We start from the raw sequence: 24024 nt of genomic DNA, 5'->3' as shown, positions 1-24024 counted from the left end.
GAGAGGAATCGATCATGTTCACCCAGCGAGTCGCCGCTGCCCTGGCAGCGGTGGGGGCGGCGGTGCTGCTCGCCGCGAGCCCGGCCATGGCCGCACCCAACGGCAATCCGCACTTCATCGGGAACTTCATGGACGCCTCCCTCGGCGGCGACTACTCCCTCACGGTCTCCTTCAAGGAAGCGGGCCTTCCCAGCGGCGCCGTCGAGACGGTCACCGCAACCGCCGATCTCGAGGCGACGTACCAGTGCATCAACGGCGGGGGCAACAACCCGGCCGACCCGAAGAAGACCACGATCAGCACGACGGTCTCCGGCAGCGACGAGTTCACGGCCGGGAAGAACGGACAGATCAAGGGGTCCGTGACGCTGCAGGTCGTTCCCGCCGACGAGGCGCTGGACTGCCCGAACGGACAGACCTCCACGCTGACCGCCGGCACCTGGTCGAACATCTCCATCGAGGACGAGACGAGCGGGGCCTTCTACTCGTTCGGCGACGAGTCGTTCTCGTTCGGGGCTCCTGTCGGCCACGGCAACAACTAGGAGAACGGACACCGCATCAGGAGCCGGGCAGCGGTCCGGCTCGCACGACGCCGCCCCCTTCCCGTCGCCGGTTCGCCTGCCGACGACGGCGAGGGGGGCGGTTCCGCGTCCGTCGCCGACGGGCCCGGTGTCAGTCCGTCAGCTGGCCGTGCAGCACCCGTGCGGTCTCCCCGATCGTGCCCGTGAGCGACGGGTAGACGGTGAACGCGTCCGCGACGTCGTCGATCGTGAGCCGGTGGGAGACCGCGAGCGTGATCGGGAAGATCAGCTCGCTGGCGCGGGGGGCCACGACGACGCCGCCCAGTACGACCCCGGCCTCCGGGTGGGCGAACAGCTTCACGAAGCCGTCGTGCACGCCGTGCATCTTCGCGCGCGGGTTGCGCGCCAGCGGCAGCGTCGTGGTGATGTAGCGGGACCCGCGCTCGCGCAGCCGGGCCTCGGACTCCCCCACCGTGGCGATCTCCGGGGCGGTGAAGATGTTGGCGGCCACCGTGCCCAGCCGCAGCGGCGCGACGGCGTCGCCGAGGGCGTGCGCCATCGCGACCCGGCCCTGCATCGCCGCCACGGACGCCAGCGGCAGCACCCCCGTGCAGTCTCCCGCGGCGTAGACGCCGCGCACCGAGGTGCGCGAGACGCGGTCGACGTCGACGTGACCGGACGGGCGGACCGCGACGCCGGCCTCGGCCAGCCCGAGCCCCTCGGTGTTCGGCACACCGCCGACGGCGATGAGGACGTGCGAGCCCTCGACCACGCGGCCGTCCTCCAGCGTGACGGCGACACCGTCGTCGGTGCGCTCGGCGGCGGCGGCCCGCGAGCGCGACATCACGGTCATGCCGCGGGACCGGAACACGCCCTCGAGCAGCTCGGCGGCGTCCTCGTCCTCACCGGGCAGCACCCGGTCGCGCGAGGAGACGAGCACGACGTCGGAGCCGAGCGCCTGGTACGCCCCGGCGAACTCGGCGCCGGTGACGCCCGACCCGACGACGATGAGCCGTTCCGGCAGCTCGTCCAGGTCGTACAGCTGGGTCCAGGTGAGGATGCGCTCGCCGTCCGGCTCGGCCGTCGGCAGCGTGCGCGGCGTGGCACCGGTGGCGAGCAGCACGATGTCGGCGTCCAGGGTCTGCTCGGCGCCGCCGTCGGACGGGGTGACCACCACCCGGCTGGGGCCGTCGAGGCGCCCGGAGCCCTCGACCACGGCGACGCCCTCGCGCTCGAGACGGGACCGGATGTCGGACGACTGGGCGGCCGCCAGGGCCAGCACCCGGGCGTTGACGGCCTCCAGGTCGACCAGCGCCCGCCGGGTCTCCTGGTCGTCCCCGGGGACGACCGGGGACCCGCCGGTGCGGATGCCGAGCTCGGGGGCGGACTCGGCGAACGTGAGCCACTCGGCGGTGGCGATCAGCGTCTTGGAGGGGACGACGTCGGTCAGCACGGCCGCGCCGCCGAGCCCGTGGCGCTCGACCACCGTCACCTCGGCTCCCGCACGTCGGGCCACGAGCGCGGCCTCGTAGCCTCCGGGGCCGCCGCCGATGACGACGACGGTGCGGTTGGGTCCGGCAGGGGCAGTCTTCTCGGCCATCACGGGTGCCATTGTGGCAGCACCGGCGGACCGCCGTTCGCAGGGATACCCTCGGGTCCATGAGCACCACACCTGCTACGACGCCGGATCTCGACGATCCGGCCACCGACCCGTTCGACGTCGCCCGCGCAGCAGCCGACCACATCGCCGAGGTCACGGGCGTCAGCGGCCACGACGTCGCGCTCGTCCTCGGGTCCGGTTGGGGCGGCGCCGCCGAGCTGGTCGGCGACGTCGTGGCCGAGTTCCCCACCCACGAGATCCCCGGGTTCGCGCGGCCCTCGGTGGACGGGCACGTCGCCACGACCCGCTCGATCCGGGTCGAGCGGCCGGACGGTTCCACCCGCAACGCGCTCGTCATCGGCGGACGTACCCACCTGTACGAGGGCCGCGGGGTCCGGCGCGTCGCGCACGGCGTGCGGACCGCGGCGGCCACCGGCTGCACGACGGCGGTCCTGACCAACGGGTGCGGCGGCCTGCACATGGCCTGGCGCCCCGGGCAGCCCGTGCTGATCAAGGACCACCTGAACCTGACCGCCACCTCCCCGCTGGAGGGGGCCACCTTCGTCGACCTCACCGAGGTCTACTCGGCGCGGCTGCGCGACCTGGCCCGGACCGTCGACCCGGAGCTGCCGGAGGGCGTGTACGCCCAGTTCCCCGGCCCGCACTACGAGACGCCCGCCGAGGTGCGGATGGCCGGCGTGCTGGGCGCCGACCTCGTGGGGATGTCCACCACGCTGGAGGCGATCGCGGCGCGGCACGCCGGCATGGAGGTGATGGGGATCTCGTTGGTGACGAATCTCGCAGCCGGTGTCAGCCCGCACCCGCTGTCGCACGCCGAGGTGCTCGAGGCCGGACAGGCCGCCGGCCCGCGGATCAGCGACCTGCTGGCCCGCATCGTCCGCGAGATCTAGGGGGAAGACCAGGATGACGGAGTCCTTGGACGAGCTGCTCGTCCGCGTCGAGCACTGGATTCGACACGACATCGACGACACGGACGTCGACGAGCTGACCCGCCTGGTCGGGTACGCCTCCGCCGACGGCGGCACCCGGCACCCGTCGGCGCTGGCGGACCTGCGGGACCGGTTCGACGGCACCCTGGAGTTCGGCACGGCCGGTCTGCGCGGCACGATGGCGGCCGGCCCCAACCGCATGAACAGCGCCGTCGTGGTGCGTACCGCGGCCGGGCTGGGCGCCTACCTGCACGACACGCTCGGCCCCGGTGCCGGTCCGCGCGTCGTGGTCGGCTACGACGCCCGCCACCGGTCGGCGACCTTCGCCCGGAACACCGCCGCGGTCCTGACGGCCGCCGGCGTCGAGGTCCTGCTCCTGCCGGCCGCGCTGCCGACGCCGGTCCTCGCCTACGCCGTCCGGCGCCTGGACGCCGACGCGGGCGTGATGGTCACCGCGAGCCACAACCCCGCCGCCGACAACGGCTACAAGGTCTACCTCGGGGGTCGTGTCGTCACCGACGAGGGACAGGGCGCCCAGCTCGTCTCGCCCCACGACGAACGCATCGCGGCTCACGTCACGGACGTGGGCCCTGCCGACGAGGTCCCACGCGCCGACGACGGGTGGACCGTGCTCGGGCGGGAGATCGTCCAGGAGTACCTCGCCTCGCTGGCGCCGCTGCGCACCGCCGCACCGGACGCGGCCGCGAACCTGACGATCGTGACGACGTCGTTGCACGGCGTGGGCGGGCCGATGCTCGCCCGGGCCCTCGGCGACGCCGGGTTCACGCGCGTCATCCCCGTCGAGGAGCAGGTCGCGCCGAACCCCGACTTCCCGTCGGTCGCGTTCCCGAACCCCGAGGAGGCCGGGGCGATGGACCTGGCGCTCGGGCTGGCGATCGACTGCGGCGCCGACCTGGTGATCGCCAACGACCCGGACGCGGACCGCTGTGCGGTCGCGGTGCTGGACATCACCCAGGGCACCCACCAGGGCGTGGAGACCGCACGGTCGAGCGGCTGGCGGATGCTGCACGGCGACGAGGTCGGCATCCTGCTCGGCAGCGAGGCGGTGGCCCGCTCGGTCGGCCGTCCCGGTTCGACGGTCGCGAGCTCGGTGGTGTCCTCCCGTGCGCTGGCGCGGATCGCCGCCGACGCCGGGGTGGACCACACGACGACCCTGACGGGGTTCAAGTGGATCTCCCGCGCACCCGGCCTGGTGTTCGGCTACGAGGAGGCGCTCGGCTACTGCGTCGACCCGGAGCACGTCCGGGACAAGGACGGGATCAGCGCCGCCGTCGTGGTGGCCTCCCTGGCCGCACGGCTCAAGGCCTCGGGTCGCACGCTCATCGACGCGCTCGACGACGTGGCCCGCGCGCACGGCCTGTTCGTCACGGGCCAGCTCTCGGCCCGGTTCAGCGACCTGTCCGAGATCCCCGCCGCCGTGTCACGGCTCCGGGCCGAACCGCCTCGCGAGCTCGGGGGGTCACCGGTGCGGGTCGTCGCCGACCTGGCGGACGGCTACGAGGGACTCCCCCCGACGGACGGCGTCCTGCTGCTGGCCGAGGACGACACGCGGGTCGTGGTGCGCCCGTCGGGCACGGAGCCGAAGCTGAAGTGCTACCTCGAGGTCGTCACGGACGTCGGGGTCGACGCGACGGCGCTCGACGTCGGCACGGCACGGGTCGAGGCCCGGGAACGGCTGAACTCCCTCGCCAAGGAGATGAACGCGGCGCTGGGCTTCTGACGCCACTCGCCCTCCGCCGACCGCGTCACCATCACCATCACCATCAACAACGAGCGTGCTCGTTCGGTCCCTCATCTCATCGGATGAAGGACCGAACGAGCACGCTCGTCGGTCACGAGGGGGTGGTCACGGAGGGGATCTCCTCGGGGGCGGTCAGGACGGGGTGGCCGCGATGGCGGCGTCGTCCTGCTCCACGGCGGACTTCCAGTCCTTCTTCACGGCGCGCCAGGACTCGTCGTCGTGACCACGTCGCCAGTAGCCGGACGCCGACAGCAGCTCGCGCGGCACGCCCAGCACGGTGCGGGCCCACCGGCGCAGCTCGCGGACGCTGCCGGCCTCGCCGTGCAGGAACGCGTGCGGGACGCCGTCAGGCAGCTCGCCGGCGGCGTGCAGGCCCCGGACGGTGTCCTCCAGCGTCGCGGTCCCGCGGTGCACCCAGGTCAGCGTGACGTCCGCCGCCGTGTCGACCGGCAGCTCGTCCTGCGGACCGGCCACCTCGACGACGGCGTGCGCCCGGGCACCTTCCGGCAGCGCCTCGAGCGCTGCCGCGACGGCGGGCAGCGCCGACTCGTCACCGACGAGCAGGTGCCAGGGAGCCGCGGGGTCGGGCGCATAGCCGCCGCCGGGTCCGAGGAACGTGACCTCGTCCCCCGGCCGGACCGTGGCGGCCCAGGGCCCGCCGAGGCCCTCGTCGCCGTGCACCACGACGTCCAGGTCCCAGGAGGCGCCCCGGACGGCACGGATGGTGTAGGCCCGCACCACCGGCCGCGCGCCCTCCACGGGCGGCGGCCCCAGCACGAGCTTGACGTACCGGTCGGTGCACCCGGTCGGGTCGACGTCGGGCAGGTCGCCCCCGGACAGGGTCACCCGGACCATGTGCGGGGTCAGCCGGCGCACGGCGCTGACCGTCGCGGTCCTCGGCGTGCGCCGGTCCGCGGGCGGAGCACCGCGGCTCGCCGTCGTGTCAGTCATGGTAGGCAACCCTAACCTCCGACGGCGGACCCGTCAGCGGGGGCGGCCCCGGATCAGTAGCCGTCGGTCCCGGCGGGCGCCTCGTCCGCACCGCCCTCGTCGAACCCGGCGAGCACCGCACCGGTGCCGGAGAGCCCGAGCCGGGTCGCGCCGGCGGCGATCATCGCCTGCGCGTCGTCCAGGGTGCGCACGCCGCCCGACGCCTTGATCCCGAGGCGGCCGCCGACCGTGGCGGCCATCAGCTCGACGGCGTGCACCGAGGCCCCGCCGGACGGGTGGAAGCCCGTGGAGGTCTTCACGAAGTCGGCCCCGGCGGCCTCGGCGGCCCGGCAGGCGGCGACGATCTCGGTGTCCGTGAGAGCGGCGGACTCGATGATGACCTTGAGGATCTTGTCCGACGGCACGGCGGCACGGACCGCGGCGATGTCCTCCTGGACGAGGTCGAAGCCGCCGGCCTTGGCCGCACCGATGTCGATGACCATGTCGACCTCGTCGGCACCGTCCAGCACCGAGCGCGCGGCCTCGGCGGCCTTGATCTCCGAGGCGTGCTTGCCCGAGGGGAACCCGCACACCGTGGCGACGGCGAGCCGGCCACCGGCGGACTCGACCGCGTGCGAGACGAAGGTGGGTGAGACGCAGACGGAGAAGACCCCGAGCGCGGCACCCTCGGTGACCAGCGCGGAGACGTCGGCGGCCGTCGCCTCGGGCTTCAGCAGCGTGTGGTCGACGTAGCGGGCCAGCGCGGCACGGTCGGTCGGGACGGTCGGGTCGGTCATGGGTTCGGTGCTCATCGCAGAGCCCCCTCGATCTTCTGGTAGCCGGGCAGGATCAGGTCGTCGACGAGCGCGCGCCGCTCGTCGTGGTGGATGAAGGCGCTCCACGCGGCCGTCATGGTGACGTCGGCGAGGTCGTCGATCGTCCAGCCCGCCTCCGAGACGAGCAGCCGCATCTCGTGCGACATCGACGTCCGCGACATCAGCCGGTTGTCCGTGTTGAGCGTGACGGCGAAGTCGAGCTCCTTCAGGCGGGTGATGGGGTGGTCGGCGACCGTGGTGACACCGGGCGCGGCGGCGGTCTGCAGGTTGGAGACCGGGCACACCTCCAGGGCGATCTGGTGGTCGCGGACCCAGTGCGCGAGCCGGCCGAGCGTGGCGGACCGGTCGTGCTCCGAGAAGACGATGTCCTCCATGATCCGCACGCCGTGCCCGAGCCGGTCGGCCTGGCCCAGGTGCACCGCCTGGGAGATCGACTCCAGGCCGGCGGCCTCACCCGCGTGGATCGTGGTCGGGAAGTTCTGCTCCGCCAGGAAGCGCCACACCTCGGCGTGCCGGTCCGGGGCGAAACCGTCCTCGGGGCCGGCGATGTCGAAGCCGACGACCCCGGCGTCGCGGTAGGCGACGGCGAGCTCGGCGATCTCGACCCAGCGGTCGGTGTGGCGCATCGCGGTGACGAGCTGGCCGACCCGGATGGTGCGGCCCTGCTCGGCCGCCTCGCGCACACCCTCGTCGATGCCGTGCTGCACGGCCTCCACGGTGTCGGGCAGGGACATCCCCCGCTGCAGGTGCTGCTCGGGCGCCCAGCGCTGCTCGGCGTAGACCACGCCGTCGGCGGCAAGGTCCAGCACGGCCTCGCGTGCCGCCCGGGCCAGCGCCTCCGGCGTCTGCATGACCGCGATCGTGTGGTCGAAGGTCTCGAGGTAGCGCGGCAGCGACCCGGAGTCGGCGGCGTCGCGGAACCAGGTGGCGAGCGCGTCGGCGTCGGTCGCGGGCAGCTCGTGCCCCACCGCGTCCGCGAGCTCGAGCACCGTCTGCGGCCGCAGCCCGCCGTCGAGGTGGTCGTGCAGCAGGACCTTGGGCAGATCGCCGATGGCGTCGAGAAGGGCTTGCGTCATGGCCCCCAACCTACCTGCGCCCACGGCGCGGCGGAGGACTCCTCCGCGGCGCCGTGAGCGGACTCACGCGGACGCGGTGCCGCCGAGGTCGTCCGGATCGTCGGACGGCACCTCGATGTCCTGCTCGACCACGTCCGCCTCGTTGGCGGACCCCTCCAGGTCCGGCCGGGGGAAGCCCGGGTGGTAGTCCTCGACCTCGGCCTCGTGCTGCGGCCGCGCAGGCGGCGCCCCGGCCTCCTCGACCAGGCTCGTGGTGTCGTCGGGGGTCTCCAGACCCGCGTCCCGCCAGGCGTCGTTCGGGGTGGTGCTCATGCCCCCATGGTGTCGTGCCGAGCGCCTCGACGCGAGGTGGCTCAGTGCAGACGGTCCAGGACGATCGGACGACGCGACACGGCCGTGCCGACCGCGCCCAGCGACCACCCGCCGTCGAGCGCGTCCAGGGCACGCTCGAACCGCTCGGGCGTGTCCGTGTGCAGCGTCAGGACCGGCTGACCGGCCGCCACCTGCTCGCCCGGCCGCGCATGGATCTCGACGCCGGCGCCGGCCTGCACCGGGTCCTCCTTGCGGGAGCGACCCGCACCGAGGCGCCAGGCCGCGACGCCGACGGCGTAGGCATCGAGCTCGGTGACCACGCCGTCGCGGTCGGCGACGACCTGGTGCTGGTGCGTCGCCGTCCGCAGCGGCGCGTCCGGGTCACCGCCCTGCGCGGCGATCATGCGCCGCCAGACGTCCATGGCCCGTCCGTCGCTCAGGGCGCGGCGGACGTCGTCCTCGTCCGCGGGACGGCCGGCCGCGGCGAGCATCTCGACGGCCAGCGCCACGGTCAGGTCGACGACGTCGTCCGGGCCGCCGCCGTCGAGCACCTCGACCGACTCCCGGACCTCCAGCGCGTTGCCGGCCGTGCGCCCGAGCGGGACCGACATGTCGGTCAGCAGGGCGACGGTGCGGACCCCGGCGTCGGTGCCCAGCTCGACCATGGTGCGGGCGAGCTCGCGCGCCTGGGCCAGCTCCTTCATAAACGCGCCGGAGCCGACCTTGACGTCCAGGACGAGCGCGCCCGTGCCCTCGGCGATCTTCTTGGACATGATCGAGCTCGCGATGAGGGGCACCGCCTCGACGGTGCTCGTCACGTCCCGCAGCGCGTAGAGCTTCTTGTCCGCCGGGGCGAGTCCCGCACCCGCGGCGCAGATGACGGCGCCCACGTCGTCGAGCTGGGCGAGCATGTCCTCGTTGCTCAACGCGGCGCGCCACCCGGGGATCGACTCGAGCTTGTCGAGCGTGCCGCCCGTGTGGCCGAGACCGCGGCCCGAGAGCTGCGGGACGGCCACGCCGAACGCCGCGACCAGCGGGGCCAGCGGCAGGGTGATCTTGTCCCCCACGCCACCGGTCGAGTGCTTGTCGGCCGTCGGTCGCGTCAGCGAGGAGAAGTCCATCCGCTCGCCCGAGGCGATCATCGCCTGCGTCCAGCGGGAGATCTCGCCCCGGCTCATCCCGTTGAGCAGGATCGCCATCGCGAGGGCGGACATCTGCTCCTCGGCGACGACACCCCGCGTGTAGGCGTCGATCACCCAGTCGATCTGGGCGTCCGACAGGTGGTGGCGGTCCCGCTTGGTGCGGATGACGTCGACGGCGTCGAACGGTTCGCTCATCGTTCCAGGTCCTCCGGTCCGAACGCCTGCGGCAGCAGGTCGGACATGGGTACGACGCCGAGAGGCGTCTCGACGATCAGGTCGGCACCGCCGTGCTCCCACAGCAGCTGGCGGCAACGGCCGCAGGGGGTGATGACGCGGCCGCGGGCGTCGACGCACGTGAAGGCGGTCAGCCGCCCGCCACCACCGGTCACCAGGGCCGAGACGAGGGAGCACTCGGCGCACAGCGTCACGCCGTAGGCGGCGTTCTCGACGTTGCAGCCCACCAGCAGCCGGCCGTCGTCCGCGTACGCCGCGGCGCCGACGGCGTACCCGGAGTACGGCACGTAGGCGTGGCGGGTCACGTCGGTGGCGGCCGACCGCAGGGCGTCCCAGTCGATCGAGGACGTCACGGCGCTACTCCTTCGTGTAGGGCCTGGCCAGCGCTGCTGGTGGCCGCGACCGGCCGACGAGCCCGGCGACGGCGAACAGCGTCACGATGTACGGCAGCATCAGCATGAACTGGCTCGGGACCGGCGACCCGACGACCGAGAGCACGTTCTGCAGGTTCGTGGCGAACCCGAACAGCAGGCCGGCCAGGGCCGCCCGGATCGGGTTCCACTTGCCGAAGATCATCGCGGCCAGGGCGATGAAGCCCGCACCCGCGGTCATCTCGCGGTTGAACTGGTTGATGGAGACCACCGTGTAGAACGCACCGCCCATGCCGCCCACGGCACCGGCGATCAGCAGCGCGCGGTACCGGGTGCGCAGCACCTCGATGCCGACGGTGTCCGCGGCGCGCGGGTGCTCGCCCACGGCACGCAGCCGCAGCCCCCACCGGGTGCGGAACAGGCCGTACCAGACGAGGAAGACGACGACGGGCATCAGGTACACGACGATCGTCTGGTCGAACAGCACCGGGCCGATGACGGGGATCCGCTCGAGGAACGGGATCGGCAGGCGCTCGAACCGGGTCGTGGAGTTCAGCGTCTGGGTGTTGGGGACCAGGACCAGCGAGTAGAAGAAGCTCGTCAGGCCGATCACCAGCACGTTGAGGACCACACCGACGATGATCTGGTTCACCCGGTAGGTGATCGTGAAGACCGCCAGGACGAGGCCGACCAGCGCGGCGGCGATCATGGCCGCCACCAGCCCGGCCCACGGGCTGTTGGTCAGCGACCCCACGACCGCCGCGGTGAACGCACCGGCCAGGAGCTGGCTCTCGATGGCGATGTTGATCGTGCCCGACCGCTCACCGATGACACCGCTCAACGAGCCGTACACCAGCGGCACGGACAGCGCGACGGCGCCACCGAGGAGCCCGACGACGGACAGGTCGCGCGGGCTGCCCGCGGCGGCCCAGGCGAGGAAGCCGAAGAGCAGGGCGGCGGCGTACACGCTGGTCACCCACAGCGGCGTCCGGCGACCGTCCCGGGTCGCCAGGACCGAGACGACCAGCAGCGCCGCGGCGACGGCGGCGCACACCCAGGCGGTGCCCATGCCCGGGATCACGTACACCGGGATCTGGAAGAAGTCCGTCGGGGTGGACAGGGCGAAGCGTGCGCTGCCCTCGCGCGGGGCGAGCAGCATCAGCAGGGCGTACAGCGCCAGCACGACGGCCAGCGCGATCGGCGTCTTCCACGAGATGGTGCTGACGGTGCGGGGCGCGTCCGGCGCACCCGTGGTGGCGCCGTCCACGGTCGGGGCGGTCATGCCGCCACCTCCTTCCGCGCGGCCTGCGACCGCTTCTTCTTCGGCTTGCTGCCCGGCTGCGGGAGCCGGAAGATCGCGCGCACCAGCGGCGGTGCCGCGATGAACAGCACGATGAGGGACTGCACGACGAGCACGATCTCGATGGGGATGCCCTCGGCGGCCTGCATCGCGGAACCACCGGCCTTGAACCCGCCGAAGAGGATGCCCGCACCGAGCACGCCGATCGGGTTCGAGTTGCCCAGCAGGGCCACGGTGATGGCGTCGAAGCCGATCCCGGCGTCGATGTCCGCACCGAACCCGGTGGTCACGGTCCCGAGGACCTGGGTGACCCCGGCCAGACCGACCAGCGCACCGGCGACGAGCATCACCGAGACGGTGGACCGCGAGACGTCGATGCCGGCGACCCGCGCGGCGCGCGGGTTCTGCCCCACGGCCCGGTAGGAGAAGCCGACGGCCGAGCGGTTGAGGATCCACCACACGACGGCGACGGCGATCAGCGCCAGGATGAAGCCCCAGTGCAGGTTGTACCGCTCACCGAGGAGCGGGGGCAGCTGTGCGGACTCGGGTGTCGGCGGGGTCTTCGGGTTCGCCGACCCCGGTGCCTGCATCAGCCCGGGCGTCGCCAGGAAGTACGACAGCAGGTAGAACGCGACGTAGTTGAGCATGATCGTCACGATGACCTCGTGGGCCCCGGTGCGCGCCTTGAGCAGACCCGCTATACCGGCCCACAGGGCGCCGGCGAGGATGCCCGCGACCAGGGCGAGGATCAGGTGGAGCGGGAACGGCAGCCCGGTGACGCCGAACCCGACCCAGCCGGCCGCGGCGGCGGACATGAGCATCTGGCCCTGACCACCGATGTTGAGCAGGCCCGCGCGGAAGGCGATCGCCACGCCGAGACCGGCGGCGATCAACGGCGTCGCGTTGGTCAGCGTCTGCGTCAGCGGCCGGATGGCTCCGGCGAACGTCTCGGCCTGGAAGTTGTACACGGCCCCTTGGAAGAGGGCCGAGTAGGCGCCCCCGACGGCCTCTCCGACCGCCGCGAACGTGTCGGAGGGCCGGGAGAAGAAGTAGCCGGACGCCTGCTGGACGGCCTCGTCGGTGACGATGATCATCAGCGACCCGGCGAGGACGGCGAGCAGGATCGCGCCGAGCGACACGGCCCAGCCACCGGAGATGATCCGGTGGAAGGCGTCCTGCCAACGGTCTTCGTCGGCCTCACGGGCACGTTCCTGCTCGAGCGCCTCGGCGAGGCCCGGGTCGGCCGCGGGGTCGACCTTTTCCATGTCGGCCGCGAGCCGGTTGTCGGAGGAGTCGGCGGAGTGCCGGTCCGGAGTCTCGCTCACGCGGCGTCTCCTTCGCTCTCGGGCGCGACGCCGGCCATCATGAGGCCGAGCACGTCGCGCGGGGTGTCGGCGGGCACGATGCCGACGACGCGACCGCGGTACATGACCATGATCCGGTCGGCGAGGGCCACCGCCTCGTCGAGCTCCGTCGAGACCACGACGACCGGGATCCCCTGGTCACGGGTCTCGACGATGCGCTTGTGGATGAACTCGATGGAGCCGACGTCGACGCCGCGGGTCGGCTGGGCCGCCACGAGCAGCCGCAGCTCGCGGGACATCTCCCGCGCGAGGACGACCTTCTGCTGGTTGCCGCCGGACAGGCGGCCGACCGGCAGGTCGATACCCGTCGTCCGGACGTCGAACTCGTCGACCTTCTCGCGCGCGAACTCGTCGCGCAGGCCGAGCTGCAGGGACCCCGCCCGCACGAACGGTGCGCCGTCGGTCCGGTCGAGGATGAGGTTCTCGGCGATGGTGAACTCGCCGACCAGGCCGCTGGTGCTGCGGTCCTCGGGCACGAAGCCGACTCCCGCGTCGAGGACCTTGCGGACGCTGCGGCCCTTGAGCTCCTCGCCGTCGAGCCGGATGGACCCCTCGAAGTCCGGGTACAGGCCGATGAGCGCCTCGGTGAGCTCCGTCTGCCCGTTGCCCTGCACGCCCGCGACCACGAGGATCTCGCCGCCGTGGACGGTGAAGCTGACGTCGTCGACGACGACCTGGCCGTCCGGGCGCGCGACCACGAGGTGCTCCACGGCGAGCTCGTTCTCGCCGTGCCGCGGGGGCTCCTTGTCGACGGTGAGCTGGACCGCCCGGCCGACCATGAGCGAGGCGAGCTCGTTGTCCGACGCGGTCGGCTCGGCCTCGCCGACGACCTTGCCGTGCCGGACGACGGTGATGCGGTCGGCGACCTCGCGCACCTCGCGCAGCTTGTGGGTGATGAAGACGATGGCCTTGCCCTCGTCCTTGAGCTGACGCATGATCGCCATCAGCTCGTCGGTCTCCTGCGGGGTGAGCACCGCGGTCGGCTCGTCGAAGACGAGCACCTGGGCGTCACGGCTGAGCGCCTTGATGATCTCCACGCGCTGCTGGACACCGACGGGCAGGTCCTCCACGAGCGCGTCCGGGTCCACGTGGAACCCGAAGCGGTCGGCGGTGCTGCGGACGGTCTCGCGCGCCGCCGCCAGGTCGAGGATGCCCGGGCCCGACGTCGTCTCGTGGCCGAGCATGACGTTCTCGGCCACGGAGAACACCGGCACGAGCATGAAGTGCTGGTGCACCATGCCGATCCCGGCGCCCATCGCGTCGCCGGGGCCCTCGAAGTTCTGGACCTCGCCGTCCAGGAGGATCTCGCCCTCGTCGGCGTCGTAGAGCCCGTACAGGACGTTCATCAGCGTGGACTTGCCAGCGCCGTTCTCGCCCAGGAGGCAGTGGATCTCCCCCGGTTCGACCACCAGGTCGATGTGGTCGTTCGCCACCAGCGCGCCGAAGCGCTTGGTGATCCCACGCAGCTCGAGCCTCATCGCGGTCAGCCGCCCTTTCCTTACGTTTCTGCCGGCCAGCCTAGGCCGCGCCGCACGGCGGGACACGGTGGGCGAACCCACCGTGTCCCGCCGTGCGGCAGTCGGTCCTCAGCCGGTCACTCGGCCAGGTACGACGTGACCTCGAGCTCGCCGTCGATGATCTGCTGGCGCAGCTCGTCGACCTCGGTCATGAGCTCCGGGTCCACCTTGTCCTCGAAGTCGTGCAGCGGAGCCAGGCCGACGCCCTCGTTCTCCAGCGTGCCGACGTAGGTCTCCGGGTCGAACTCGCCCTGACCCGCCGCGAGGACGGCCTCGTAGGTGGAGACGTCCATCCGCTTGAGGATGGAGGTCAGCACGTACTCCTGGGTGGTCGGGTCCGTCTCGTAGAAGTCGGCGTCGACGCCCACGAGCGCGACGTCGCGCCCGGAGTCCTCGATCGCCGCGATGGCCGACTGGTAGATCGGGCCACCGACGGGGAGGATCACGTCGACACCCTGGTCGAGGATGTTCTTCGCCGTGGTCTTGGCCGTCTCGTTGGCGGTGAAGCCGCCGGTGAAGGCACCGTCCTCGCCACCGGAGTAGCCGATGACCTCGACGTCCGCGTCGTTGACCTCGTTGTAGTGCTCGACGCCCTGCTTGAAGCCGTCCATGAAGATCGTCACGGTCGGGAACGGCTGGCCGCCGAAGGTGCCGACCTTGCCGGCCTCCGAGTAGCCCGCCGACAGGTAGCCCGCCAGGAACGCGGCCTCGGCCGTGTTGTACAGCAGCGGCTTGATGTTGTCCGCGTCGGTCTCGCCGTCGAAGTCGTTGTCCGCGGCGTCGTCGACGAGGATGTAGTGGGTCTCCGGGTTGGCGTTCGCCGACTCGACCGTGTCGGCCGAGAGCGCGAAGCCCACCGACACGATGGCGTCGCAGCCCTGGTCGACCAGCGACTGCAGGTTCGGCTGGAAGTCGGTCTCGGACTGCGACTGCACGTCCGTCAGCTCGGCGCCGAGCTCCTCGGCCGCCTGCTGGGCGCCTTCGAAGCTGAGCTGGTTGAAGCTCTTGTCGTCGAAGCCGCCCTGGTCGGAGACGATGCACGGGGAGAAGTCGACGGCCTCGGTCTCGGCCCCCGTCTCCGTGCTCTCGTCGGCCGTGTCCTCCGGGGCCGCTCCGCACGCCGCGAGGGTCAGCGCGGCCGCGCCGGCGAGGGCGGTGAACTTGATCGCACTCTTCACCTGTCGCTCCTGTCGATGAGGGTGGTGGGTGAGCCCGGGATCGTCCCCGTCTCACGATCAGAGATGACAGCCTAACCATGCGTGCGGGCCCGCAGAACCACGAGCCCAACCCGTGTCCGAGTCGTTATCGAATGGGAACAACGGCGGAATGACGTACGTCACAGCCGGTCGGGATCACCCGAGCGCGACCCTCGCCAGGACCCGCGCACCGATCGCGATGGCACGCTCGTCGACGACCAGGTCGCCCTGGTGGATGTCGTACCGACGCTGCCCCGGGGTCGCGGTGCCGAGCCGTGCCATCGCCCCGGGCACCTTGGTCAGGTACCAGGCGAAGTCCTCCCCGCCCAGGGACTGCTCGGTGAGCACCACGCCGTCCTCGCCGAGCACCGCGGCACCCGCCGCCTCGAGGGCGGCCGTGACCTCGGCGTCGTTGTCGACCGGCGGGACGCCGCGCAGGTGGTAGACGCTCACCTCGACGTCGTACGGGGCCACCACCTGCTCGACGGCGTCGAGCAGGACCTGGCCGGCGCGCTCCCACGCCCGCACGTCCAGGCACCGCAGGGTGCCCTTGGCCACCCCCGTGGCCGGGATGGCGTTGTGGGCGTTGCCCGCCTCGACGGCACCCCAGGTGAGGTTGACGCCCGAACGCGGGTCCAGCCGTCGCCCGAGCACCGCCGGCACCTGGGTGATGACCTGGCCCAGGGCGTAGACGACGTCACCGGTCAGGTGCGGCCGGGAGGTGTGCCCGCCGCTGGAGGAGAGCGTCACGGTGACGAGGTCGGAGGCGGAGGTGATGGGGCCGATGCGCGTCCCGAGCTGCCCGACGTCGAGCTTCGGCTCGGTGTGCACCGCGACGATCCGCTCCACCCCGTCCAGGACACCCTGGGCGAGGACGTCGTGGGCCCCGCCGGGCATGATCTCCTCGGCCGGCTGGAAGATCAGGCGGACCCCGGTCTCCAGGAGGCCCTCCTCGGCGAGCCGCGCCAGGGCGAGACCCGCGCCGAGGACGACCGCCGCGTGGACGTCGTGGCCGCACGCGTGCGCCACCCCCGGCACGGTCGAGACGAAGTCGCAGCCGCACACGTCGTCCAGGGGCAGGGCGTCGATGTCGGCGCGCAGGGCCGTGCGCCCCCGGCCCGGGACGTCCGGGCCGACGTCGCACGTCAGCCCGGTCCCGTCCAACAGCCGGGGCTGCAGCCCGGCGGCCCGCAGCCGCTCGGCGAGCACCGCGGTCGTCCGGACCTCCTGACGTGCCGTCTCCGGGTGGGCGTGCAGGTCACGGCGCACCGCCACGACCTCGTCCTCCAGCGCGGCGACGACCTCGTCGAGGCGCGCCCGGGCCGCCGCGCTCACAGCAGGTCCTCCCGCCCGTGGTCGCGGACCGCGTCGACCATGCTCCGGACCTGCTGGGCGCGGGCACGGGTGGTCACCAGGACGGCGTCGGGGGTGTCGACGACGACCACGTCGTCGATGCCCAGCAAGGTCACGGTCCGGCCGCTCGCCGGGACGACGACCGACCCGGCGCTCTGGACCCGGACGACGTCGGCGCTCTCGCCGAGCACCTTCGACCCCGCGTCGTCGTCGGCAGGCAGCAGCGCCGCCAGGGAGTTGAAGTCACCGACGTCGTCCCAGCCGAACGGGCCCGGGACCATGGCGACGCCGCCGTCCGCGGCGACCGGCTCGGCGACGGCGTGATCGATGGCGATCCGCTCCAGCCCCGGCCAGGTCTCGGCCAGCACCCGCTCACGGTCCGGCGTGTCCCACGCCGCGGCGATCCGGCGCAGCCCGTCGTGCAGCGCCGGGCGCTGCGCGGCCAGGTGACCGAGCAGCACGTCCGTGCTCGCGACGAAGATCCCGGCGTTCCAGCGGTACTCCCCCGAGGCCAGGTAGGTGCGCGCCGTCTCGGCGTCCGGCTTCTCCGTGAACCCGCTGACGTGCACGGCGCTCGGCGCCCCCTCGAGGCCGAGGGGCTCGGCCCCGTGGACGTAGCCGAACGCGGTCGAGGGGCGGGACGCGGCGATGCCGATCGTCGTGACGTACCCCGCCCGGGCGGCCTCCACCGCCTCGCGCACCGAGCGTTCGAACTCGCGGGTGCCGGAGATGACCTGGTCCGCGGCGAAGGACCCGAGGACGACCTCGCCGTGGCGTCGCTCCAGCACGGCCGCGGCCAGCCCGATCGCCGCCATCGAGTCGCGCGGCGACGGCTCGGCCAGCACCTGGTCCTCGCCGAGGCCGGGGAGCTGGGCGCGCACGGCGGCGGCGTGCGCCGTGCCCGTGACGACGACGACGCCGTCGGGACCGGTGAGCGGGGTCAACCGGTCGGCGGTGCCCTGCAGCAGGCTGCGCCCGGAACCGGTCAGGTCGTGCAGGAACTTCGGGGCGCCCGCGCGCGAGAGCGGCCACAGACGGGTCCCGGACCCCCCGGCGGGGATGACGGCACGGAACCCGGGAATAGCAGAAAGCATGTTCGCAGCATAGTGACGCCGGGCGTCGGGACGACGTGACCCCTGTGGGATCGATCACAGATCCACCACGCGGACGCCATTTTTCCGGCGGCCGTGACCCGATCGCAACCGGGTGTCACTACAGTGTCCTCACGTAACCCCGCCAGCATCCGCCAATGGAGGCCCCACCGTGCCGACTGCCCCCGCTGGCACGCTCTACCGCGGCCGTGAAGGCATGTGGTCCTGGGTCGCGCACCGCGTGACCGGCGTGTCGATCTTCTTCTTCCTCCTCGTGCACGTGCTCGACACGTCGCTCGTGCGCGTCTCCCCCGAGGCGTACAACGCCGTCATCGGCACCTACCAGACGCCGATCATGGGGCTGGGAGAGGCCGGCCTGGTGGCCGCGATCGTCTTCCACGCGTTCAACGGCCTGCGCATCGCGCTCGTCGACTTCTGGTCGGAGGGGGCCCGCTACCAGCGAGTCATGCTCTGGGTCGTGCTCGGCCTGCTCGTCGTGACGATGGCCGGATTCCTGCCCCGCCACCTGATGAACGTGTTCGGAGCCGAATGATGACTACGCAGACCGACATCCCCACGCCCCGCTCCCCGTACGTGCGCCGCAAGACCACGCGGGGCAACTACGAGCTGTACTCGTGGGTCTTCATGCGGGCCTCCGGCGTCCTCCTCGTCGTGCTGGTCTTCGGGCACCTCTTCGTGAACCTCATGGTCGGCGACGGCGTCAAGGCCATCGACTTCGCGTTCGTCGGCGGCAAGTGGTCGAGCCCTTTCTGGCAGATCTGGGACCTGCTGATGCTCTGGCTGGCCATGATCCACGGCACCAACGGCGTGCGGACGATCATCAACGACTACGCCCAGCGGGACGTCACCCGCGGCGTGCTCAAGAGCCTGCTGTACCTGGCGTTCACCATCACCGTCGTGCTCGGCACGCTGGTGATCTTCACCTTCGACCCGTGCCCGCCGGACGCCCCGGCGGAGCTGCTCGCCTCGTTCTGCACGGCCTGAGCCGCGCGCACCACCCCACCCGCTGAACCACCACCGTCCGCAGGAGGCATCGGAACCGATGCAGACCCACCAGTACGACGTCGTCATCGTCGGCGCAGGTGGCGCCGGCATGCGCGCGGCGCTCGAGGCGTCCAAGGGCGCCCGCACCGCCGTCATCTCCAAGCTGTACCCCACGCGCTCCCACACCGGCGCCGCCCAGGGCGGCATGTGCGCCGCCCTGGCGAACGTCGAGGAGGACAACTGGGAGTGGCACACCTTCGACACGATCAAGGGCGGCGACTACCTCGTCGACCAGGACGCCGCGGAGGTGATGGCCAAGGAGGCCATCGACGCCGTGCTCGACCTGGAGCGGATGGGACTGCCGTTCAACCGCACGCCGGAGGGCCGGATCGACCAGCGCCGCTTCGGCGGGCACACGCGCAACCACGGTGAGGCGGCCGTGCGTCGCGCCTGCTACGCCGCGGACCGCACGGGTCACATGATCCTGCAGACGCTGTACCAGAACTGCGTGAAGCAGGACGTCGAGTTCTACAACGAGTTCTACGTGCTGGACCTGCTCACCGACCACGACCTGACGACCGAGCAGATCGAGGACGGCGCCGAGGTCAACGCCACCGGCGTGGTCGCCTACGACCTGGCCACCGGCGAGCTGCACGTCTTCCAGACCAAGGCGGTCGTGTTCGCCACCGGCGGCGCGGGCAAGATCTTCAAGACGACCTCCAACGCCCACACCCTGACCGGTGACGGCATGGCGCTGGCCTACCGCCGCGGCCTGCCGTTGGAGGACATGGAGTTCTTCCAGTTCCACCCCACGGGTCTGGCCGGCCTGGGCATCCTGCTGTCCGAGGCGGCCCGCGGCGAGGGCGGCATCCTGCGCAACGCCGACGGCGAGCGGTTCATGGAGCGCTACGCCCCGACCATCAAGGACCTCGCGCCCCGCGACATCGTGGCGCGGTCCATGGCGAACGAGGTCCGCGAGGGCCGCGGCGCCGGCCCGAACAAGGACTACGTCCTGCTGGACCTGACGCACCTCGAGCCGGCGCACATCGACGCCAAGCTGCCGGACATCACCGAGTTCGCCCGCACCTACCTCGGCATCGAGCCGTACACCGAGCCGGTGCCCGTCTACCCCACCGCGCACTACGCGATGGGTGGCGTGCCGACGAACATCAAGGGCGAGGTCCTGCGCGACGGCCACAACGTCGTCAAGGGGCTCTACGCCGCCGGTGAGGTCGCCTGCGTCTCCGTGCACGGGTCCAACCGTCTGGGCACCAACTCCCTGCTCGACATCAACGTCTTCGGCAAGCGGGCCGGCCGGTCGGCCGCCGCCTACGCGCAGACCGTCGAGCAGCACCTGCCGATCGTCGAGGAGCCGACGGCACGGGTCGAGGCGCAGCTCTCCGAGATGCGCGACCGCCCCGACGGCGAGCGCGTCGCCGACGTGCGCCAGGCACTGCAGGAGACGATGGACGCCAACGCCCAGGTCTTCCGCACCGACGAGTCGCTGAACAAGGCCGCCGCCGAGATCCGCGAGCTGCAGAAGCGGTACCGCAACGTGTCGGTCCAGGACAAGGGCTCGCTGTTCAACACCGACCTCCTGGAGGCGATCGAGCTGGGCTTCCTGCTCGACATCGCCGAGGTCACCGTCGTCGCGGCGCTCAACCGGCGCGAGTCCCGGGGCGGTCACTACCGCGAGGACTTCCCGGACCGGGACGACGACAACTACATGCTGCACACGATGGCGTACCGCCGTCCGACGTCGGCCCCCGACGCCGCCGACGGGCATGTCGCGGGCTACTTCGACCACGTCGAGGACTTCGGGGACTACAAGGTCGTCCTCGGGTCCAAGCCCGTCACCATGACGCGCTACGAGCCGATGGAGCGGAAGTACTGATGACTGCTGTTCTCGAGAACTCGACCGACACCTCCGGCTCGGAGTCGCAGGCGGGTGCCGTCTCCTCCTTCCAGGTCACGCTGAAGATCCGCCGGTACAACCCGGAGGTCGCCTCCGAGCCGTACTGGGAGGAGCACACGGTCACCGCGCACGGCACCGACCGTGTCCTGGACGCCCTGCACAAGATCAAGTGGGAGCTCGACGGCTCGCTGACGTTCCGCCGGTCCTGCGCGCACGGCGTGTGCGGCTCGGACGCCATGCGGATCAACGGCCGCAACCGGCTGGCGTGCAAGACGCTGCTGAAGGACATCAACCCGGACAAGCCGATCACCGTCGAGGCCATCAAGGGCCTCCCGGTGCTCAAGGACCTCGTGGTCGACATGGAGCCGTTCTTCGCCTCCTACCGCGAGATCATGCCGTTCCTCATCACCTCGGGGAACGAGCCGAGCCGGGAGAACATCCAGTCGCAGGCCGACCGCGACCGGTTCGACGACACCACCAAGTGCATCCTGTGCGCGGCGTGCACGTCGTCCTGCCCCGTGTTCTGGACCGACGGCCAGTACTTCGGCCCGGCGGCGATCGTCAACGCCCACCGGTTCATCTTCGACTCCCGCGACCAGGGCGGCACCCAGCGCCTGGAGGTCCTCAACGACAAGGAGGGCGTGTGGCGCTGCCGCACGACCTTCAACTGCACCGAGGCCTGCCCGCGCGGCATCGAGGTCACCAAGGCGATCCAGGAGGTCAAGCGGGCGATGATCACCCGCGCCTTCTGAGCACCTGCCTCACGCGGTGAAGCCCGGCACGACGACCGTCGTGCCGGGCTTCGCCGTCTGCGCAGCGGGTCAGGGGGCGTAGCGCCCGCGGCGCACCCCGCGGACCACCGGGCTGTACGGCTTCCCGTGACCGGCGCCCTGGCGCGCCATGCGCTCGATCTCCTCGGCGTGCCGCATCGCCTCGACCTCCTCCTCGGCGCGGACCACCTCGTCCATCCGCGGGGGGTCGTGCATCCAGGCGCAGATCATCAGCAGCACGCGGGACAGCACGTTCGCGAGCAGCAGGATCGTGCCGAGGGTGACGAAGGAACCGAGCAGGATGTTGCTCGACACGCTCGACGTCACCAGCGAGGTCCCCGCCGAGCGCAGCGCTCCCGAGACCGCCGCGGCGACCAGGCACCCGATGACCATGTCCCGACGCCGGCGCGGCCGGACCCTGCTCAGGACGCGCACCATGAGGAAGACGACGACGGCGTCCAGCACGAGGGCGACCGCCAGGCTCCCGGCGGAGAGCAGCACGCCCAGGGCACCCGAGTCACCGAGCCAGTCCTCGACCTGGGTGGTCACGATGCTCGCGGCCGCCGTCACGACGATCATGGAGCCGAGCAGGACGAACCCGGCGAGCTGCCAGACCTTCGCCAGCACGGGGTTCACCCCGACGACGGGCGCGTCGAACATGGTGCGGATCGAGTGGCGCAGCGCGCCCATGAAGCTGATGGCGGTCCACAGCAGCACCACGGCGGCGACGAGCGTGGTCACGTTCCAGAGGTCCTGGACGACCAGGTCCGCGGGATCGAGCTGGTTCTTGCCGTCACCGATCAGCCCGGGCAGCCACAGCTCGATCTCGTCGATCACCGCGTCCCTGAGCTCGGGGTCGCCACCCAGGGTCCTCGAGAACACCGAGTATCCGATCGTCAGACCCGCACCGAGGGCGAACAGCGCCGTGTAGGCGATCCCGCCCGACAGCAGGTTGCCGCGCCGGGCCATGTACCACTGCAACGCGCGGACCTCACGCCGGTCCTTGACCCAGCCGACCAGGCGCGTCGCCCGGCCCTTCCACCGATCGAGACGTTCGGACACGCCCTCGACCCTAGCCGCCGGTCCCGTCGGCGGTGGGGCCTTGCCGTCGGCGCGGCGGCGACCGCGGTCAGGACGGCCGGAGCATCTGCTTCCGGCCGCGCAGCGTGAACGGACGCTGGGGACGCCAGACGCCATCGTCCCCGTGCTCGTACTGCCAGATCTCCGAGACCTCGAAGACGGCCTCGTAGCCGGCCATCTCGTCGAAGGCACGGTCGAGCGCGGGTTCGGGCACCTCGTGGGCGATCGTGACGTGCGGGTGATAGTTGAACCGGAGCTCCTGGGCGAGCACCCCGGACCGGGTCTGCTGCTCGAGCAGCTCGCACTCGGCGATGCCCTCGGCCAGCGTCATGAACACGACCGGGGACACCGGCCGGAACGTGCCGGTACCCCGCAGGTGCACCCGGAACGGAGGCATCTCGTCGGCGACCTTCCGCAGGTGCTCGCCGACGGTCGGCATGTCGGCACGGTCCACGACGGTCGGCCCGATGACGGTGATGTGCGGCGGGATCGCCTGGGCCAAGGGGTCCTCGAACCGCGACCGGGCGTCCTGCAGCTGCGAGGCGTACGGCTCGGGCACCGCGATGGCGATGCCGATCCGCACCTGGCCGGGGCCCCGGGGAGGGATCCTCACCGGACGCCCCGCGGCAGCAGCCCGAAGCGGTCGAAGAGCCGGTCCTTCACCCCGCCGGCGATCTCCCGCGCCCGGGCCGCGCCGTCGTCGAGCACCTTGTCGAGCTCCGCCGGGTCCGACAGGTAGGTGTTCGCGCGCTCCTGGAACGGCTCGAGGAAGGCCACGACGGCGTCGGCGAGGTCGACCTTGAGGTACCCGTACCCGCGCCCGTCGTACTCCGCGGCGATGTCGTCCACCTCCCGGCCGGTCACGGCCGAGTAGATCGACAACAGGTTGGAGATCCCGGGCTTCTTCTCCCGGTCGAAGTAGACGGCGTAGGAGTCGTCGGCGTCGGTGACCGCCGACTTGATGGCCTTCGCGGCCTTCTTCGGGTTCTCCAGCAGCCAGATCACGCCCTTGCCGCCCGCGTTCGACTTCGACATCTTCGCGGTGGGGTTCTGCAGGTCCTGGATCTTGGCGGTGGCCGTGACGATGTGCGCCTCGGGCACGACGGCGGTCCCGGCGCCGAACCGGGCGTTGAGCCGCTCGGCGAGGTTCCGGGTCAGCTCGAGGTGCTGGCGCTGGTCCTCGCCGACCGGCACCAGGGCGGCGTCGTAGACCAGGATGTCCGCCGCCATCAGCACGGGGTAGGTGAACAGCCCGACGGTGGTGCCGTCGGTGCCCTGGCGCGCCGACTTGTCCTTGAACTGCGTCATGCGGCTGGCCTCGCCGAACCCCGTCTGGCAGCTGAGCAACCAGGCGACCTCGGTGTGCTCCGGCACGTGGGACTGGACGAACAGGGCCGAGCGGGCCGGGTCGACGCCGCCCGCCAGGTACTGCGCGGCCGTGGCCCGGGTCCGCTCGCGCAGCGCCGCCGGCTCCGGGTTGACGGTCAGTGCGTGCAGGTCGACCACGCAGTACAGCGCCTGGTAGTCGTCCTGCAGCGCCACCCACTGCGTCAGCGCACCCAGGTAGTTGCCCAGGTGCAGCGAGGAGTCGGTCGGCTGCATGCCGGACAGGATGCGCGGGCGGGTGCCGGACGGTGCGCCCGGTGCGGAGGGGGATGCGGACATGGTCTTCATTCTGGCAGGTCTGACGGGTGGGCCTGAA

At 71.9% G+C, this 24024-nt stretch carries 23 protein-coding genes; 7 read left to right on the top strand and 16 right to left on the bottom strand.

From position 1 onward, the window contains the following. Nucleotides 1-14 precede the first annotated feature (14 nt). Nucleotides 15-539 carry a hypothetical protein gene (locus tag HLI28_RS10385; RefSeq protein WP_171247453.1) on the top strand — a complete coding sequence of 175 codons (525 nt, stop codon included), beginning with the start codon at nt 15-17 and terminating at the stop codon, nt 537-539. A gap of 130 nt (nt 540-669) precedes the next feature. Here the strand turns inward: HLI28_RS10385 and HLI28_RS10380 are convergent, their stop codons facing one another. Continuing rightward, nucleotides 670-2118: an NAD(P)H-quinone dehydrogenase gene (locus HLI28_RS10380; protein WP_246246645.1), complete on the bottom strand. Its 1449-nt coding sequence runs from the start codon at nt 2116-2118 to the stop codon at nt 670-672. 59 nt (nt 2119-2177) lie between these two features. Between HLI28_RS10380 and HLI28_RS10375 the strand changes: the two genes are divergently transcribed. Together HLI28_RS10375 and HLI28_RS10370 are read left to right on the top strand one after the other, a co-directional pair. After that, nucleotides 2178-3029, top strand: a complete 852-nt coding sequence (locus HLI28_RS10375) for a purine-nucleoside phosphorylase (RefSeq protein WP_171247451.1) — start codon at nt 2178-2180, stop codon at nt 3027-3029. A gap of 13 nt (nt 3030-3042) precedes the next feature. After that, on the top strand, nt 3043-4809 hold the full coding sequence (locus tag HLI28_RS10370) for a phospho-sugar mutase (RefSeq protein WP_171247450.1): 1767 nt from the start codon (nt 3043-3045) through the stop codon (nt 4807-4809). Between the two features lie 153 nt (nt 4810-4962). Here HLI28_RS10370 and HLI28_RS10365 read toward each other — a convergent pair whose 3' ends face one another. The 12 genes from HLI28_RS10365 to HLI28_RS10310 all read right to left on the bottom strand — a co-directional run bounded on the left by HLI28_RS10365 (nt 4963) and on the right by HLI28_RS10310 (nt 17555). Next, on the bottom strand, nt 4963-5781 hold the full coding sequence (locus HLI28_RS10365) for a siderophore-interacting protein (RefSeq protein WP_171247449.1): 819 nt from the start codon (nt 5779-5781) through the stop codon (nt 4963-4965). A 53-nt stretch (nt 5782-5834) separates the two neighbouring features. After that, nucleotides 5835-6572 carry a deoxyribose-phosphate aldolase gene (gene deoC, locus HLI28_RS10360; protein WP_246246644.1) on the bottom strand — a complete coding sequence of 246 codons (738 nt, stop codon included), beginning with the start codon at nt 6570-6572 and terminating at the stop codon, nt 5835-5837. After that, nucleotides 6569-7672, bottom strand: a complete 1104-nt coding sequence (locus HLI28_RS10355; RefSeq protein WP_171247448.1) for an adenosine deaminase — start codon at nt 7670-7672, stop codon at nt 6569-6571. Before HLI28_RS10355 ends, deoC begins: the two co-directional genes overlap by 4 nt. A gap of 63 nt (nt 7673-7735) precedes the next feature. After that, nucleotides 7736-7984 (bottom strand): hypothetical protein, encoded by a 249-nt coding sequence (locus HLI28_RS10350; RefSeq protein ID WP_171247447.1) that lies wholly within the window; start codon nt 7982-7984, stop codon nt 7736-7738. A gap of 41 nt (nt 7985-8025) precedes the next feature. Continuing rightward, nucleotides 8026-9321 (bottom strand): thymidine phosphorylase, encoded by a 1296-nt coding sequence (locus HLI28_RS10345; RefSeq protein WP_171247446.1) that lies wholly within the window; start codon nt 9319-9321, stop codon nt 8026-8028. Further along, entirely contained in the window at nt 9318-9713 is a 396-nt protein-coding gene (locus HLI28_RS10340) for a cytidine deaminase (RefSeq protein ID WP_171247445.1), read from the bottom strand. The genes HLI28_RS10345 and HLI28_RS10340 overlap by 4 nt, the downstream gene beginning before the upstream one ends. Before the next feature lie 4 nt (nt 9714-9717). Continuing rightward, a complete protein-coding gene (locus tag HLI28_RS10335) occupies nt 9718-11013 on the bottom strand; it encodes an ABC transporter permease (RefSeq protein ID WP_171247444.1) in 1296 nt (431 codons plus the stop codon). Next, a complete protein-coding gene (locus HLI28_RS10330; protein ID WP_171247623.1) occupies nt 11010-12296 on the bottom strand; it encodes an ABC transporter permease in 1287 nt (428 codons plus the stop codon). Before HLI28_RS10330 ends, HLI28_RS10335 begins: the two co-directional genes overlap by 4 nt. Nucleotides 12297-12352: 56 nt before the next feature. Next, nucleotides 12353-13873, bottom strand: a complete 1521-nt coding sequence (locus HLI28_RS10325; protein ID WP_171247443.1) for an ABC transporter ATP-binding protein — start codon at nt 13871-13873, stop codon at nt 12353-12355. A gap of 116 nt (nt 13874-13989) precedes the next feature. Continuing rightward, on the bottom strand, nt 13990-15090 hold the full coding sequence (locus HLI28_RS10320; protein ID WP_171247442.1) for a BMP family lipoprotein: 1101 nt from the start codon (nt 15088-15090) through the stop codon (nt 13990-13992). Nucleotides 15091-15264: 174 nt separating this feature from the next. Next, nucleotides 15265-16443 carry an amidohydrolase gene (locus HLI28_RS10315; protein WP_171247441.1) on the bottom strand — a complete coding sequence of 393 codons (1179 nt, stop codon included), beginning with the start codon at nt 16441-16443 and terminating at the stop codon, nt 15265-15267. After that, the gene (locus HLI28_RS10310) at nt 16440-17555 is read right to left on the bottom strand and encodes a mannose-1-phosphate guanylyltransferase (RefSeq protein WP_171247440.1); all 1116 of its coding nucleotides are present in this window, start codon (nt 17553-17555) and stop codon (nt 16440-16442) included. Before HLI28_RS10310 ends, HLI28_RS10315 begins: the two co-directional genes overlap by 4 nt. 169 nt (nt 17556-17724) lie before the next feature. Here HLI28_RS10310 and sdhC point away from each other — a divergent pair, with 169 nt between their 5' ends. From sdhC to HLI28_RS10290, 4 genes are read left to right on the top strand one after another with little or no spacing between them, the layout of a single operon-like run. After that, complete coding sequence (gene sdhC / locus HLI28_RS10305) at nt 17725-18105, top strand: succinate dehydrogenase, cytochrome b556 subunit (RefSeq protein WP_171247439.1); 381 nt, start codon at nt 17725-17727, stop codon at nt 18103-18105. Further along, nucleotides 18105-18557: a succinate dehydrogenase hydrophobic membrane anchor subunit gene (locus tag HLI28_RS10300; RefSeq protein ID WP_171247438.1), complete on the top strand. Its 453-nt coding sequence runs from the start codon at nt 18105-18107 to the stop codon at nt 18555-18557. Before sdhC ends, HLI28_RS10300 begins: the two co-directional genes overlap by 1 nt. 58 nt (nt 18558-18615) lie before the next feature. Continuing rightward, complete coding sequence (gene sdhA, locus HLI28_RS10295; protein ID WP_171247437.1) at nt 18616-20451, top strand: succinate dehydrogenase flavoprotein subunit; 1836 nt, start codon at nt 18616-18618, stop codon at nt 20449-20451. Then, nucleotides 20451-21224, top strand: coding sequence for a succinate dehydrogenase iron-sulfur subunit (locus HLI28_RS10290; RefSeq protein ID WP_171247436.1), 774 nt, complete (start codon nt 20451-20453; stop codon nt 21222-21224). The genes sdhA and HLI28_RS10290 overlap by 1 nt, the downstream gene beginning before the upstream one ends. Nucleotides 21225-21293: 69 nt before the next feature. On the opposite strand, the gene HLI28_RS10285 is transcribed toward HLI28_RS10290, so the two are convergent. The 3 genes from HLI28_RS10285 to trpS form a co-directional block, all read right to left on the bottom strand. Continuing rightward, nucleotides 21294-22304: a YihY/virulence factor BrkB family protein gene (locus HLI28_RS10285; RefSeq protein ID WP_343035783.1), complete on the bottom strand. Its 1011-nt coding sequence runs from the start codon at nt 22302-22304 to the stop codon at nt 21294-21296. 67 nt (nt 22305-22371) lie between these two features. Then, complete coding sequence (locus tag HLI28_RS10280) at nt 22372-22935, bottom strand: 2'-5' RNA ligase family protein (RefSeq protein WP_171247435.1); 564 nt, start codon at nt 22933-22935, stop codon at nt 22372-22374. Then, nucleotides 22932-23987 carry a tryptophan--tRNA ligase gene (trpS, locus tag HLI28_RS10275; protein ID WP_171247434.1) on the bottom strand — a complete coding sequence of 352 codons (1056 nt, stop codon included), beginning with the start codon at nt 23985-23987 and terminating at the stop codon, nt 22932-22934. The genes HLI28_RS10280 and trpS overlap by 4 nt, the downstream gene beginning before the upstream one ends. Nucleotides 23988-24024 lie beyond the last annotated feature (37 nt).

The sequence above is a fragment of the Isoptericola sediminis genome (genome assembly GCF_013085345.1).
Taxonomy (GTDB): domain Bacteria; phylum Actinomycetota; class Actinomycetes; order Actinomycetales; family Cellulomonadaceae; genus Isoptericola; species Isoptericola sediminis.
Note: the sequence above shows the minus strand (reverse complement) of the source record. Positions and strands in the feature narration are given on the sequence as shown.

What these genes read in the sequence shown, in the direction of transcription:
- HLI28_RS10385 (WP_171247453.1), top strand. Translation starts at nt 15, where the DNA reads ATGTTCACCCAGCGAGTCGCCGCTGCCCTGGCAGCGGTGGGGGCGGCG.
- HLI28_RS10380 (WP_246246645.1), bottom strand. Translation starts at nt 2,118, where the DNA reads ATGGCCGAGAAGACTGCCCCTGCCGGACCCAACCGCACCGTCGTCGTC.
- HLI28_RS10375 (WP_171247451.1), top strand. Translation starts at nt 2,178, where the DNA reads ATGAGCACCACACCTGCTACGACGCCGGATCTCGACGATCCGGCCACC.
- HLI28_RS10370 (WP_171247450.1), top strand. Translation starts at nt 3,043, where the DNA reads ATGACGGAGTCCTTGGACGAGCTGCTCGTCCGCGTCGAGCACTGGATT.
- HLI28_RS10365 (WP_171247449.1), bottom strand. Translation starts at nt 5,781, where the DNA reads ATGACTGACACGACGGCGAGCCGCGGTGCTCCGCCCGCGGACCGGCGC.
- deoC (WP_246246644.1), bottom strand. Translation starts at nt 6,572, where the DNA reads ATGAGCACCGAACCCATGACCGACCCGACCGTCCCGACCGACCGTGCC.
- HLI28_RS10355 (WP_171247448.1), bottom strand. Translation starts at nt 7,672, where the DNA reads ATGACGCAAGCCCTTCTCGACGCCATCGGCGATCTGCCCAAGGTCCTG.
- HLI28_RS10350 (WP_171247447.1), bottom strand. Translation starts at nt 7,984, where the DNA reads ATGAGCACCACCCCGAACGACGCCTGGCGGGACGCGGGTCTGGAGACC.
- HLI28_RS10345 (WP_171247446.1), bottom strand. Translation starts at nt 9,321, where the DNA reads ATGAGCGAACCGTTCGACGCCGTCGACGTCATCCGCACCAAGCGGGAC.
- HLI28_RS10335 (WP_171247444.1), bottom strand. Translation starts at nt 11,013, where the DNA reads ATGACCGCCCCGACCGTGGACGGCGCCACCACGGGTGCGCCGGACGCG.
- HLI28_RS10330 (WP_171247623.1), bottom strand. Translation starts at nt 12,296, where the DNA reads ATGGAAAAGGTCGACCCCGCGGCCGACCCGGGCCTCGCCGAGGCGCTC.
- HLI28_RS10325 (WP_171247443.1), bottom strand. Translation starts at nt 13,873, where the DNA reads ATGAGGCTCGAGCTGCGTGGGATCACCAAGCGCTTCGGCGCGCTGGTG.
- HLI28_RS10310 (WP_171247440.1), bottom strand. Translation starts at nt 17,555, where the DNA reads ATGCTTTCTGCTATTCCCGGGTTCCGTGCCGTCATCCCCGCCGGGGGG.
- HLI28_RS10300 (WP_171247438.1), top strand. Translation starts at nt 18,105, where the DNA reads ATGACTACGCAGACCGACATCCCCACGCCCCGCTCCCCGTACGTGCGC.
- sdhA (WP_171247437.1), top strand. Translation starts at nt 18,616, where the DNA reads ATGCAGACCCACCAGTACGACGTCGTCATCGTCGGCGCAGGTGGCGCC.
- HLI28_RS10290 (WP_171247436.1), top strand. Translation starts at nt 20,451, where the DNA reads ATGACTGCTGTTCTCGAGAACTCGACCGACACCTCCGGCTCGGAGTCG.
- trpS (WP_171247434.1), bottom strand. Translation starts at nt 23,987, where the DNA reads ATGTCCGCATCCCCCTCCGCACCGGGCGCACCGTCCGGCACCCGCCCG.